This window comes from Pseudomonas sp. JAI120, assembly GCF_014207255.1.
Classification (GTDB): domain Bacteria; phylum Pseudomonadota; class Gammaproteobacteria; order Pseudomonadales; family Pseudomonadaceae; genus Aquipseudomonas.
In genome coordinates this window covers 297,510-310,425 of record NZ_JACHCZ010000003.1, presented here as the reverse complement: position 1 = coordinate 310,425, position 12,916 = coordinate 297,510, and the positions used below count along the sequence as shown (strand labels likewise).

Below are 12,916 nucleotides of genomic sequence, written 5' to 3'. Positions count from 1 at the left end.
TGGTGTGCTGAGTGCCGAGCTGAAGGCGTTTTTTATGGTTGCCCGCCTGGGCAGCATCACCCAGGCGGCGAAAAAACTCGGCCTGAGCCAGCCCACGGTCACCACCCAGATTCGCAACCTGGAAAGCCAGTACGGCGTTGAGCTGTTCTACCGTGGCGGGCGCCGCCTCACCGTCAGCGACGAGGGCGCGCGCCTGCTGCCGATGGTCAAGACGTTGCTGCAGCAGGAAGCGGACATCGAGTTTTTCCTGCGTAACAGCGGCCAGGTCCAGGGGGCGCTGAGAATCGCCGCGACGGCGCCGTACTACATCCTCGACTTGGTCAAAGCCTTTCGCGAACGCCTGCCGCACGTGGAAGTGTCGGTGGAAATCGGCAACTCCCAGCAGGTGCTCGAAGCACTGGACGATTACCGCGTCGATGTCGCCGCGTCCTCGCAGTTGCTCGAAGACCCGCGCCTGATCCGCCGCGTGCTGGGCACCGATCCCCTGGTGTTGGCGGTGCACCGCAATCACCCACTGGCCAAGCTCGACCATGTACCGCTCAGTGCGTTGGCCGGGCATACGCTGTTGATGCGTGAAGCGGGCTCCACCACGCGACGGCTTACGGAAGAGATGCTGCAAGGCGCCGGCGTGAATTACGGGCCGCTGCTGGAAATCGGCAGCCGTGAATCGATCCGCGAAGCGGTGCTGCGCAATATCGGCATCAGCATCATCGCCCGCCAGGAAGTGCCCCATGACCCACAATTGCGGGTGCTGACCATCGAGAATGCGCCGCAGATTCCGGAGTATCTGTACTGCCTCAAAGAACGAAAAGGCGCTCGCCTGCCGGCGGCGTTTTTGGGGTTGGCGCAGGAAATGTCGCCAATCTAAAGCCTTGTAGTGGCTGTGGGGACCAATCGGGAGCAAGCCCCCTCCCACAGGTGACCGCATTTCCATGTTGGAACTCGGTCAAATGTGGGAGGGGGCTTGCCCCCGATGGCGATGTACCCAGCAACTCAGCTCTTAGAGTCCTACACAAATCTGCGAATACCACTATCGCCGCGTTTTGCCTTTCTGCCACAAGAGGGACGCATTGCCTGCCTAGCATGGCCTTCATCAGTTTGATGAGGTGCCACCATGAACACAGCCCTGACCCAACCCGGCGCGCCGATGAACGTGCGCGGTATCCAGAAACGCTTCGGCGCTTTTACTGCGTTGGACAATGTGTCCCTGGACGTAGCTGCCGGCGAGCTGGTGTGCCTGCTGGGCCCTTCCGGCTGCGGCAAGACCACGTTGCTGCGCTGCATCGCCGGCCTGGAACGCCAGGACAGCGGCGAACTTTACCTGGGTGATCGCGATGTTTCCCGGCTGCCGCCCCAGGCTCGGGACTACGGCATTTTGTTCCAGTCCTACGCGCTGTTTCCCAATCTCACCGTCGAAGCGAACATCGGCTACGGCCTCACCGGCAGCGGTCGCGATGAAGTGCGCCAGCGTGTCGGCCAGATGCTGGAGCTGGTCGGCCTTTTGGGCAGTGAAAAGAAATACCCCGGCCAACTCTCCGGCGGTCAGCAGCAGCGCGTCGCCCTGGCCCGTGCGCTGGCGCCGGCCCCGTCGTTGCTGTTGCTGGATGAGCCGATGTCGGCCCTCGATGCCCGCGTGCGCGAACATCTGTGCACCGAGCTGCGCCAGCTGCAACGGCGCCTCGGGATTACCACCCTGATGGTCACCCACAACCAGGACGAAGCCATGTTGATGGCCGACCGCATTGCCGTGATGAACAACGGCAAGGTCGAGCAATACGCTACGCCCCAGGAAATCTACGACCGCCCGGCCACGCCGTTTGTGGCGGAGTTTGTCGGCCAGGGCAATTGGCTGCCGTTCAGCCGCAACAGTGCCAGCCATGCCCAGGTCGGCGGGATGAACATGCGCCTGGCCGAGGATGCCGGCGGGGCCAAGTCTGGCCGGCTGTTCTGCCGCCCGGAAGCCATCAGCGTCAACCCGCCGGTGCATGAAGAAAACCTGTTCCCGGCCAAGGTCCGCGAGATCACCTTCCTCGGCAACCGCTGCCGCATGAGCTTTGAGCTGGAGCAACTGCCCGGCCATCCGCTGCTTGCCGAGCTGGCCCCGGAAGCCATGCCGCGCCTGGGCGCCCAGGACATCTGGGTCGCCTTGCCGCCGCGCAGCCTGCAGGTGTTTGCCTGAGATGGCCGCTGTCATGACTCTGGCGCGTCAAGCGTCACGCGCCGAAACCGGCGACCGTATTTTCGTGGTCGGCGGCAAACTGCTCTGGCTGTTGCTGCTGGGCATCGCCGTATTGCTGCCACTGTTGGCGATCTTCTGGCGTGGCTTCAGCAGTGAAGCCGGGCAGGGCGGTGGCCTGGTCGCCGCACGGGCGTTGGTCACCAGCGCCAACTTCCACTGGCTGCTGGGCAATAGCCTGAAAGTCTCCCTCAGCGTAGCGGCCATTGTCGTACCGCTGGCCTACCTGTTTGCCTACGCTCTGCAACGCACGTTGATTCCCGGCAAGGCCATCTGGCGAGGCCTGTCGCTGCTGCCGCTGATGGCACCGTCGATGCTGCCGGGCATTGCGCTGGTCTATCTGTTCGGTAACCAGGGCCTGTTGCGCGGGCTGCTCTCGGACAACATCTACGGCTTCTGGGGCATTGTGCTCGGTGAAGTGATCTACACCTTCCCCCATGCCCTGATGATTTTGCTCTCGGCGCTGTCCCTGGCCGATGCGCGTCTGTTCGACGCGGCCTCGAGCATGGGCGCCAGCCCTGCGCGGGCGTTCCGCAGCATCACCTGGCCGGCCACGCGCCAGGCGGTGTTTGCGGCGTTTTGCCTGGTGTTCACCCTGACCATCACGGATTTCGGCGTGCCCGTGGTGGTCGGTGGGGATTATCAGGTGCTGGCGCTGGAAGCCTACAAGGCGGTGGTCGGTCAGCAACAGTTTGGTCGGGGGGCGTTGATCGGCATGGTGTTGCTGCTGCCGGCGCTGTTCAGCTTTGGCGTCGACGCCTGGTTGCGCCGTCGCCAAGGTGACGGCATGAGTGGCCGCGCCCAAGTCTTCCAGCCGGTGCCGTCGCGTTTACGGGATGGCTGCTACCTGCTCATCGTGTTGTTGATCTGTGCCGTGTTGCTGCTGGTGTTCGGCATGGCGGTGTACTCCTCGTTGGTGAAGTTCTGGCCGTACAACCTGTCGCTGTCGCTCAGCCACTACCAGTTCGAAGACACGGCCGGCGGCGGTTGGCTGGCCTATCGCAACAGCTTGACCCTGGCGTTGTGCACGGCGTTGATCGGCAGCGTATTGATCTTCACCGGCGCCTACCTGATGGAAAAGACCAAGGGCCAGAAGGGCCTGAACCTGGCGCTGCGCATGCTCAGCTTTGTGCCGATGGCCGTGCCGGGGTTGGTGCTGGGCCTGGGCTACGTGTTCTTTTTCAACCTGAGCGGCAACCCGCTGCATGTGTTCTACGGCACCATGACCCTGCTGGTGGTGTGCACCATTGCTCACTATTTGACCACCGCACAGATGACCGCCACCACCGCGCTGCGCCAGCTGGACGCCGAGTTCGAAGCGGCCGCGCTGTCGCTCAAGGCGCCGCTGTATCGCCATTACTTAACCGTCACGGTACCGATCTGCCTGCCGGCGCTGCTGGACATCGTGCGCTACCTGTTTGTGTCGGCGATGACCACCGTGTCCGCCGCGATCTTCCTCTACAGCCCCGACACCCTCCTTGCCGCCGTCGCCGTGTTGAACATGGACGACGCCGGCAATGTGGGCGGCGCGGCGGCCATGTCGACCCTGATCCTGTTCACCTCGGCCGGCGTTTCGCTGCTGCTGGCGTGGGCTTCACGTGGCGCGCTGCGCCGCTCCCAAGCCTGGCGCCAGACCGCGCCCGGCCAATAAACATCCCTGAAGGAGGTGCTCCATGTTCAAGCCCCTGGCGCTGGTCGCTGCCGTACTCACTGCATTCAGCCTGAATGCTTTCGCCAAGACCGAGTTGACCGTGTACACGGCCCTTGAAGCCGAGCAGTTGAAGACCTACAAAAAAGCCTTCGAACAGGCCAACCCCGACGTCGAGATCAAATGGGTCCGCGACTCCACCGGCATCATTACCGCCAAGCTGCTGGCCGAAAAAGACCGCCCGCAAGCCGACGTCGTCTGGGGCCTGGCCGCGTCGAGCCTGGCGATCCTCGATCAGCAAGGCATGCTGGACAACTACGCCCCCAAGGACCTGGACAAGATCGGCAAGCATTACCGTGACGCCGCCAACCCACCGGCCTGGGTCGGCATGGATGTGTGGGCCGCGACCATTTGCTTCAATACGGTCGAAGCCGAGAAACAGGGCCTGACCAAGCCGGTGAGCTGGCAAGACCTGACCAAGCCCGAGTACAAGGGCAAGATCGTAATGCCCAACCCGGCATCGTCCGGCACCGGCTTCCTGGATGTGAGCGCCTGGCTGCAAACCTTCGGCGAGAAGCAGGGCTGGCAGTACATGGACGACTTGCACCAGAACATCGGCCAATACGTACATTCGGGCTCCAAGCCCTGCAAGCTGGCGGCTTCCGGTGAGTTCCCGATCGGTATTTCCTTTGAGTATCCGGCCGTGCAGCTGAAGCGCCAGGGCGCACCGCTGGACATCATCCTGCCGAAGGAAGGCCTGGGCTGGGATATCGAAGCCACCGCCGTGATCAAGGGCACCGCCCATGCGGACGCCGCCAGAAAGCTCGCCGACTTTTCCGCCAGTACAGCGGCGATGGACCTGTACAAGGACAATTTCGCCGTGCTCGCCCAGCCGGGGATCGCCAAGCCGCAGACCGAATTGCCGGCCGACTACGAGCAGCGTTTGATCAAGAACGACTTTGCCTGGGCGTCGAAGAATCGCGACAGCATTTTGACCGAGTGGCGTAAGCGCTATGACGGCAAGTCGGAGAAGGTGGCGGGGCAGTAAGGTTTTCGTTAGGGCTACTGGCCTCATCGGGAGCAAGCCCCCTCCCACATTTGGAATGCGTACCCCTGTGGGAGGGGGCTTGCCCCCGATGGCGGTCTTGAAAACAGGACATCACTTCATGACACAACTACTGATCATCGGCGCCGGAATCCTCGGCCTGTCCCACGCCTACGCCGCCGCCAGGCGTGGGCTCAAGGTCAAGGTGTTCGAGCGCAGCGCCACGCCCCTGGGCGCCTCGGTGCGCAACTTCGGCCAGGCCCTGGTGACCGGGCAGCCGCCGGGGCCGATGCTCGACCTGGCGCGGGAAAGCCGCGAGATCTGGGGCCACTGGGCACAAACCGCCGGCCTGCAGCTCAAGCGCAACGGCTCGTACCTGTTCGCCCGCACCGAAGCCGAAGAGCATCTGCTGGAAGCCTTCTGCGCCGGCCGCGCGCGTGAACACGGCTACAACGTCGACCTGTTGCAAGGCGCGGCGTTGAAAGATCTGTATGGCGGCCAGTTCCGCCATCACCGCGCCGCGCTGCATGGCAGGGACGACCAGCAACTGTACTCGCGTGAGGCGATACCGGCGCTGATCCACTACCTGAGCCAGCAACTGGGTGTGGAATTTTACTTCTCCACCCTGGTGCGTGACGTGGAGCCGGGCCAGGTGCACACCACGGCGGGCAGTTTTCGTGGCGAGCAGGTCATCGTCTGTTCCGGCCACGATTATCAAACTCTGTTGGCCGAGGCCATCGCGGGACTCAACCCACAGATCTGCCGCCTGCAAATGCTGCGCGTCCGGCCTGCGCTCAATCTCAACCTGCAACACGCGTTGCTCACCGGCCTCAGTTGCGTGCATTACGGCGCCTTTGCCGACCTGCCTGAAGCCGCGCCGGTACAGGCGCAGATCCTGCGCGATGCGCCCCACCTTCATGCACACGGGATTCACCTGCTGATCAGCCCGACGCCCCATGGCGAACTGATCATCGGCGACTCCCACGACTACGGCAGCGATGCCTCGCCGTTCAATGCCGAGCAGGTGGATGACTGGATGATCGAGTTGGCCGAGCAGACCTTGGGTTGCAAGATCCAGGTGATGGAACGCTGGCAGGGCGTCTACGGGGCCAGGGGCCCGGCGCCGTTTTCATTTGTGCAGGCCGCACCTGGCGTGAGCGCTGCCTTGATGCACACCGGCGTGGGCATGAGCGTGGGGCCGGCGATGGCCGAGCGCAATATCACAACCCTGTGGGGGCAAGCGTGATGACCCCGGAACAGGCGATTGCCGCAGTCTTCGCTTTGTACGAGCAGCACGGCACGGCGGATTACATCGGCGAGCCGGTGTCGCAGATCGAGCACATGTCCCAGGCCGCGCAGTTGGCCATGGCCGAGGGTTTCGATGATGAGGTGGTATTGGCGGCGTTCTTCCACGATATCGGCCATCTTTGTGGCCAGGATGGCGAGAACATGGGCGGTTACGGCGTGGTCAGCCATGAACGGTTGGGCGCCGACTATTTGCGTCGCGCAGGCTTCAGTGAGCGCCTGGCCAGGCTGGTGGAGTACCACGTCCAGGCCAAGCGCTACCTGACGTTCAGCCAGCCGGACTACTACGCACGCTTGAGCGAGGCCAGCCGCCGCACCCTGGGTTACCAGGGCGGTGTGATGACGGCCGAGGAGGCCCGCGCCTTTGAGCAAGACCCGCTGTGTCAGGTCAGCCTGCGCATGCGCCACTGGGACGAACAGGCCAAGCAAATGCACGTGCCGGTGCTCGACCTGCAAGTGCTCAAGGCCAAGGCCCGGCAGCTGCTGGCGGCTTAAGTCTCGTCGAGGCGCTGGGCGAGGGCTTCGACCTGTTCTTGGCGCTCGGCCTGGCTCAGTTTGGCGTGGGGGTTGAGGGACGACCACTGCGGGTGGGCGCGGGCCTTGTGCAACGCGTCCGGCAATTTGCCTTCGCGCCAGGTCTTGTCCTGGGGCGTATCGACCTTGATGCTGTGCATCGCCGCATGGCCGCGCAGGTTCAGGGCCTTGAGCAACTGACGCTGGCGCAGGGCGAGCAGGCGCAGCACGCTGTCGTCCACGGTCAGCTCGCGTTGGCCTTTGATCTTGCCCAGCAGGCGGCTGCCGTAGCTGCGCGCGGTCTGCAACGCGCCACCGGCGATGGCGCCCGCCAGGGCTGCGGCGCCGAGGGTCAGCCCGCCGACCAGCAGGTCCACTCCGGCCCCGGCCGCCGCGCCCGCCGCGATACCACCACCCACGCGCACGCCGAGTTGCTTGAGGGTTTCCGGGTTGAACAGGTCATCACCCCAGCGGCCGTCGAGCAACGGCAGGTCGCTGGCGGCGGCATCCTGCGGGCGGAAGCCGAACAGCTTGAGCAGGACCTCCACGCATTTTTGCTCGCGCTGACGCACCGCCTTGCGCAAATCGCTGATGGCTTGTTGCTCATCTTCAGTCACCACGCTGCGTCGGCACGCGGCGCAGTCGATCAGCAATTCGGCAATCAACCGCGCGGCGCTCTGTTGACGGGCCTGGCGTTGGGCATCCTGGTCGAGGATCAAGCGCTGCAACTGCGGCCGGGCGTTTTCCAGCAGTAGGGCGAGACTTTCATACAGGCGGCGCTCACCGTCTTCCGGCGGCGCGACACTGTCGAAACGCACCAGCGCATGCAGGCCGAGGCGCGCCAAGGCTTCACGCCAGTCCGGCTCGCGGTGGTCGCTGCTGCTGACGAAGTTGAGCACCGGCAGCAACGGTTTGCCGCAACTGGCCAGCACTTGCAGTTCATCACGGTACTTGGCCAGCACCGGTTCGCGAGCGTCGATCACATACAGGCCGGCGTCCGATGCCAGCAGTTGGCGCAGCACCTTGGCTTCCTGCTCGAAACGCTGGCGGGCTTCGCTGCCTTCCAGGAACCGCGCCAGGCGGGCCGGGCCGTCCAGGCGTTCGCCGGGGCGATCCAGGCGTTCCAGGTAATCGAGCAGAGCGATGGCGTCTTCCAGGCCGGGCGTGTCGTACAGCTCCAGCAAGGCTTCGCCGTCGACCGACAAGCGCGCGCCTTCGACATGCCGCGTGGTGCTAGGGCGATGGGAGACTTCACCGAAACCGACGTCACGGGTGAGGGTGCGCAGCAACGAGGTTTTGCCGACGTTGGTGTGGCCGACCACGGCGAGTTTCAGTGGTTTAGTCATGACCGGTCTCCAGCCAGTTCAACGGCGCGCAGTCGGCGAACGGCAGCTCCAGTTGTTGCAGCGCGCTGTGCCAGTCGCCCAGGCGCTCGGCATCCAGCGCCTGGCCGGGCGGGGCTTGCAGCAGCCATACACGGGTGGCGGCGGCGCTGCGTGCAAGTTCGGCGACCAGCGCCAGGCTGCCACGGTCGGGCGAGCGGCGCGGGTCGCAGGCGATGGCCAGGCGTGCGGGTGGGAAGCGACTGAGTTGCTCCAGGAGCTTGTTGCGCGATTCGCGGCTGTCGAGGATGCCGGCGTTCTTCACATTGGCCGGCAGCTTGGGCGGCCAGGGGTGCTGATCGTCCAGTTCGATGGCGACGAGTAAGGCACCGTCGCTGTCCAGCGCACTGACGCCTCCGGTGACGTGGTGCAGTTGTTCCGGCGCGGCATCGTTGACACCAAGGCGCTCGCTGCTGGGCATCAGGCGTTCGCGCAGTGGGCTGTAGCCGGGCAGGTTGAGGTCCAGGCGCAAGGCGGCGCGCCCGCGTTTCCAGCGCCACAGGCACAGCAGGGCGAGGATCAACCTTGGCAGCAGGCCGTAGATCAGCAACACACCTACCAGCCAAGCGGCCCACGCCTGGCGGGCGCTTTCGATGTTGAGGGCGGAATCGCCGCTGGCGCGGATCATCTCGACGGTCGGCACATTGAAGCCCAGCAGGGCGGGCAGGGTGCCGAGGGCCTGGGTCACGGCGACGAAGGTGTCGGCCCCGAGGATAGTGGTTTCCCACACAAAGCCGTAACGGCGGGTGGCGAGCAGCGTCAGCAGAATCACCAGCGCGCTGAGCAGCGCCAGCAACCAGAGGCTGTTGACCAGCACACCGACCGCCCAGCGATTGAGTTTCTGCCGTTGCAGCAACAGCAGCAACGCCGGGGCCAACTGGGCGGCCTTGGCATCGCGCGCAAGTTTTTCACTCAACCACAACCACAGGCGCCCGAGGCTGGCGCCGTGCTCGCCGGCAAACAGCAGGCCCAACGCCCAGCTCAACAGCAGGATCAGGTTCAAGCCGAGCAGGCTGCCCAGGGCCCAGAACACATTCACCGCGGTCAAGCCGTTGCCCAGCGCAGCAAAGGCTAGGCCCGCGCCGCTGATGACGGCCACCACCGCCAGCAGCACCAGGGCCAGGCGTGCGCCTTGCAGCCAGCGCGTGAGGGCGGCGGTCAACCCATCGCGCTCGGCCAGGTGCAGGGCGCGTTGTTGAATGCGCGTCGGCAGGTCGCCGCCCGCCGTGCGGGCGAGGCGATTGGCTTCCTGGTCTTCCAGGGGGCCGGCGTGTTCTTCACGCAGGCGTACGGTTTCCGTCAGCCAGAGTTTTTGCAGGGGGTTCAGTGCTGTCACGCGCCATCCTGTTGTGTTCGTGAGCCTGGAGCATAACTGCTGACTCGCACCTCTGGTATTCTCGTCGCCATGAAAAAAACTCTCCCTTTAAGCCTGATCGCAGCCCTCGGTGAAAACCGCGTGATCGGCGTCGACAACAGCATGCCCTGGCATTTGCCGGGGGATTTCAAATATTTCAAGGCCACCACGCTCGGCAAGCCGATCATCATGGGGCGCAAGACCTGGGACTCCCTGGGCCGACCGCTGCCGGGGCGCTTGAACATTGTGGTCAGCCGTCAGACCGACCTGGCGCTGGAAGGTGCGGAAGTTTTTCCGTCACTTGATGCCGCCGTGGCGCGGGCCGAAGCCTGGGCGCTGGAGCAGGGCGCGGATGAGCTGATGCTGATCGGAGGTGCGCAGTTGTATGCGCAGGGGCTCGAACAGGCGGATCGCCTGTACCTGACGCGCGTGGCGCTGAGTCCGGAGGGGGACGCGTGGTTTCCGGCGTTTGATGCGAGCCAGTGGAAGTTGGTTTCCAATCTGCCGAACCCCGCCGAAGGTGATAAGCCGGCTTACAACTTCGAAGTCTGGGAAAAAGCCTAAAAGCATCGGGGGCAAGCCACCTCCCACACTCGACCGCATTCTCATGTTGGAACTCGATCAACTGTGGGAGGGGGCTTGCCCCCGATGGCGGCCTATCAGGCCTGCGCTAACTCCGCATGCTCATCCGCATCCAACAACGCTTTATCCGTCTGCCCCATGATCTGGCTGGTAATTGCCCCCGCCGTCATCGAACCATTCACGTTCAGCGCCGTACGGCCCATGTCGATCAGTGGCTCCACGGAAATCAGCAGCGCCACCAGTGACACCGGCAAGCCCATGGCCGGTAGCACGATCAACGCGGCAAAGGTCGCGCCGCCGCCCACGCCCGCCACACCGGCCGAACTCAAGGTCACAATCGCTACCAGGGTCGCGATCCACAGCGGGTCCAGCGGGTTGATGCCCACGGTCGGCGCTACCATCACCGCCAACATGGCAGGGTAGAGACCCGCGCAACCGTTCTGGCCGATGGTCGCGCCAAATGAGGCGGCGAAGCCGGCGATGGATTGCGGGATGCCCAGGCGGCGGGTCTGCGCCTCAATGCTCAGCGGGATGGCCGCCGCGCTGGAGCGGCTGGTGAAGGCAAAGGTCAGCACCGGCCAGACTTTGCGGAAGAAGCGCAGCGGGTTGATCCCGGCCAGGGACAGCAACAGGCCGTGCACCACAAACATCAGGCCCAGGGCCAGGTACGACACCACGACAAAACTGCCGAGCTTGATGATGTCCTGCAGGTTGGAACCGGCGACCACCTTGGTCATCAGCGCCAGTACACCGTAAGGGGTTAGCTTCATCACCAGGCGCACCAGACGCATCACCCAGGCTTGCAGGGTGTCGATGGCGTTGAGCACCTTCTGGCCTTTTTCCACGTCATCCTTGAGCAGTTGCAGTGCGGCAACCCCGAGGAATGCCGCGAAAATCACCACGCTGATGATCGACGTCGGCTTGGCCCGGGCCAGATCGGCGAACGGGTTGGCCGGCACGAACGAGAGCAGCAACTGCGGGATATTCAGGTCGGCAACCTTGCCGGCGTAATCGCTCTGGATCACTTGCAGGCGCGCCAGTTCCTGGGTGCCGGCCACCAGGCCTTCGGCGGTGAGGCCGAACAGGTTGGTCAGGCCGATACCGATCAGCGCTGCAATCGCGGTGGTGAACAGCAGTGTGCCGATGGTCAGGAAGCTGATCTTGCCCAGGGACGAGGCGTTATGCAGGCGCGCCACGGCGCTGAGGATCGAGGCGAATACCAGCGGTATCACGATCATTTGCAGCAGTTGCACGTAACCGTTGCCGACCAGGTCGAACCAGCCAATGGAGGCCTTGAGCACGGGGTTGCCGTCGCCGTAAATGGCGTGCAAGGCCGTACCGAACGCTACGCCGAGGACCAGGGCGAACAGAACCTTCTTGGCGAGGCTCCAATTTGTGCGACGGGTTTGTGCCAGGCCCAGCAACAGGGCCACGAACACCAGTAAGTTGAGAATCAGGGGCAGATTCATTGAAGCTCCGTTGAGAAAGCAGCCAATCGCGTGAGCCTGCGATTGCGAGCCGGAAATGCTAACAGCTTGAAATATATTGATTTAATACCGATATGGAATGGTGCCTGTCGTTTTCGGAATAAGGCGCTGACGCTCTGACGTATGCCCGTGACGGAATTGGGACGCACACCGTCGTGCTCGTGTTGGGAACTGTCACAGTGATTTGTTAGCGTCCATGTCTTTCACTCAGGGAGACAACGCCTATGAAGCTCGCGCCGAAATTACTAGCCGCCGCATTCTGCCTCGGACTCGCCAGCCAGGCGTTCGCCGCCACAGAGTTGAAACACTGGCCGGCACCCGCCGCCAAACAACTGAACGAGATGATCGCCGCCAACGCCAACAAGGGTAACTTCGCGGTGTTCGACATGGACAACACCAGCTACCGCTACGACCTCGAAGAGTCCCTGCTGCCCTACATGGAAAACAAGGGCCTGATCACCCGCGACAGCCTCGATCCGTCGCTCAAGCTTATGCCGTTCAAAGACACCGCCGACCATAAGGAAAGTCTGTTCAGCTACTACTATCGCCTCTGCGAAGTCGACGACATGGTCTGCTACCCGTGGGTTGCGCAGGTGTTTTCCGGCTTCACCCTCAAGGAACTCAAGGTCCAGGTGGATGAGTTGATGGCCTCCGGTAAACCGGTGCCGGTCAGCTATTTCGAAGGCGACGTGGTGAAGCAGTCCGAGGTACAGCCGCCGAAGGTCTTCACCGGCCAGGCCGAGCTGTACAACAAGCTGATGGAAAATGGCATCGAGGTGTACGTAATGACCGCCGCATCGGAAGAGCTGGTGCGTATGGTCGCCGCCGATCCGAAGTACGGCTACAACGTCAAACCCGAGAATGTCATCGGCGTGACGACCTTGCTCAAGGACCGCAAGACCGGCGAACTGACCACCGCACGCAAACAGATCGCCGCCGGCAAATACGACGAAAAAGCCAACCTCGGCCTGGAGCTGACCCCCTACCTGTGGACCCCGGCGACCTGGATGGCCGGCAAGCACGCGGCAATCCTGACCTACATCGACGAATGGAAAAAACCGGTGATCGTCGGCGGCGATACGCCGACCAGTGACGGTTACATGCTGTTCCACGATGTGGACGTGGCCAAGGGCGGCATCCACCTGTGGATCAACCGCAAGGACAAATACATGGCCCAACTCAACGGCATGATGGCCAAGCATGCGGCGGCGCAAGCCAAGGAAGGGTTGCCGGTAACGGCGGACAAGAACTGGGTGATCGTCAAGCCTGACGAGATTCAGTAACACCGAGTCGCCTGCATCGCAGGCAAGCCAGCTCCCCCATTCGAAGGTGTGCACACATCAAAATGTGGGAGGGGGCTTGCC

General features: G+C 63.5%; 11 protein-coding genes. 8 read left to right on the top strand and 3 right to left on the bottom strand.

The features are described 5' to 3' along the window. Positions 1 to 4: 4 nt before the first annotated feature. From HDC32_RS18930 to HDC32_RS18905, 6 genes are all read left to right on the top strand, one after another. A complete protein-coding gene (locus HDC32_RS18930) occupies positions 5 to 868 on the top strand; it encodes a LysR family transcriptional regulator (protein WP_167656832.1) in 864 nt (287 codons plus the stop codon). Between the two features lie 246 nt (positions 869 to 1,114). Next, positions 1,115 to 2,179, top strand: coding sequence for a putative 2-aminoethylphosphonate ABC transporter ATP-binding protein (locus HDC32_RS18925; protein ID WP_131697536.1), 1,065 nt, complete (start codon positions 1,115 to 1,117; stop codon positions 2,177 to 2,179). A 1-nt stretch (position 2,180) separates the two neighbouring features. Next, entirely contained in the window at positions 2,181 to 3,887 is a 1,707-nt protein-coding gene (locus HDC32_RS18920; RefSeq protein WP_184745117.1) for a putative 2-aminoethylphosphonate ABC transporter permease subunit, read from the top strand. A 22-nt stretch (positions 3,888 to 3,909) separates the two neighbouring features. Then, positions 3,910 to 4,932: a putative 2-aminoethylphosphonate ABC transporter substrate-binding protein gene (locus tag HDC32_RS18915; protein WP_167656829.1), complete on the top strand. Its 1,023-nt coding sequence runs from the start codon at positions 3,910 to 3,912 to the stop codon at positions 4,930 to 4,932. 118 nt (positions 4,933 to 5,050) lie between these two features. Then, positions 5,051 to 6,175: a TIGR03364 family FAD-dependent oxidoreductase gene (locus HDC32_RS18910; protein ID WP_184745115.1), complete on the top strand. Its 1,125-nt coding sequence runs from the start codon at positions 5,051 to 5,053 to the stop codon at positions 6,173 to 6,175. Further along, a complete protein-coding gene (locus tag HDC32_RS18905) occupies positions 6,175 to 6,729 on the top strand; it encodes a phosphonate degradation HD-domain oxygenase (protein WP_145336951.1) in 555 nt (184 codons plus the stop codon). The genes HDC32_RS18910 and HDC32_RS18905 overlap by 1 nt, the downstream gene beginning before the upstream one ends. On the opposite strand, the gene HDC32_RS18900 is transcribed toward HDC32_RS18905, so the two are convergent. After that, the gene (locus HDC32_RS18900; RefSeq protein ID WP_184745113.1) at positions 6,726 to 8,093 is read right to left on the bottom strand and encodes a DUF3482 domain-containing protein; all 1,368 of its coding nucleotides are present in this window, start codon (positions 8,091 to 8,093) and stop codon (positions 6,726 to 6,728) included. The two genes, HDC32_RS18905 and HDC32_RS18900, sit on opposite strands and share 4 nt — an antisense overlap. Next, complete coding sequence (locus HDC32_RS18895; protein ID WP_184745111.1) at positions 8,086 to 9,465, bottom strand: DUF2868 domain-containing protein; 1,380 nt, start codon at positions 9,463 to 9,465, stop codon at positions 8,086 to 8,088. Before HDC32_RS18895 ends, HDC32_RS18900 begins: the two co-directional genes overlap by 8 nt. A gap of 69 nt (positions 9,466 to 9,534) precedes the next feature. Between HDC32_RS18895 and HDC32_RS18890 the strand changes: the two genes are divergently transcribed. After that, positions 9,535 to 10,047 carry a dihydrofolate reductase gene (locus HDC32_RS18890; RefSeq protein WP_027606124.1) on the top strand — a complete coding sequence of 171 codons (513 nt, stop codon included), beginning with the start codon at positions 9,535 to 9,537 and terminating at the stop codon, positions 10,045 to 10,047. A 95-nt stretch (positions 10,048 to 10,142) separates the two neighbouring features. Here HDC32_RS18890 and HDC32_RS18885 read toward each other — a convergent pair whose 3' ends face one another. After that, entirely contained in the window at positions 10,143 to 11,534 is a 1,392-nt protein-coding gene (locus tag HDC32_RS18885) for an L-cystine transporter (protein WP_131697529.1), read from the bottom strand. 242 nt (positions 11,535 to 11,776) lie between these two features. Here HDC32_RS18885 and HDC32_RS18880 point away from each other — a divergent pair, with 242 nt between their 5' ends. Then, positions 11,777 to 12,835 carry a haloacid dehalogenase-like hydrolase gene (locus HDC32_RS18880; RefSeq protein WP_131697528.1) on the top strand — a complete coding sequence of 353 codons (1,059 nt, stop codon included), beginning with the start codon at positions 11,777 to 11,779 and terminating at the stop codon, positions 12,833 to 12,835. Positions 12,836 to 12,916 lie beyond the last annotated feature (81 nt).

Bases quoted from the DNA above. Each gene is read 5' to 3' on its own strand.
- HDC32_RS18905 (WP_145336951.1), top strand. From the start codon at position 6,175: ATGACCCCGGAACAGGCGATTGCCGCAGTCTTCGCTTTGTACGAGCAG.
- HDC32_RS18910 (WP_184745115.1), top strand. From the start codon at position 5,051: ATGACACAACTACTGATCATCGGCGCCGGAATCCTCGGCCTGTCCCAC.
- HDC32_RS18900 (WP_184745113.1), bottom strand. From the start codon at position 8,093: ATGACTAAACCACTGAAACTCGCCGTGGTCGGCCACACCAACGTCGGC.
- HDC32_RS18925 (WP_131697536.1), top strand. From the start codon at position 1,115: ATGAACACAGCCCTGACCCAACCCGGCGCGCCGATGAACGTGCGCGGT.
- HDC32_RS18915 (WP_167656829.1), top strand. From the start codon at position 3,910: ATGTTCAAGCCCCTGGCGCTGGTCGCTGCCGTACTCACTGCATTCAGC.
- HDC32_RS18920 (WP_184745117.1), top strand. From the start codon at position 2,181: ATGGCCGCTGTCATGACTCTGGCGCGTCAAGCGTCACGCGCCGAAACC.
- HDC32_RS18880 (WP_131697528.1), top strand. From the start codon at position 11,777: ATGAAGCTCGCGCCGAAATTACTAGCCGCCGCATTCTGCCTCGGACTC.
- HDC32_RS18885 (WP_131697529.1), bottom strand. From the start codon at position 11,534: ATGAATCTGCCCCTGATTCTCAACTTACTGGTGTTCGTGGCCCTGTTG.
- HDC32_RS18890 (WP_027606124.1), top strand. From the start codon at position 9,535: ATGAAAAAAACTCTCCCTTTAAGCCTGATCGCAGCCCTCGGTGAAAAC.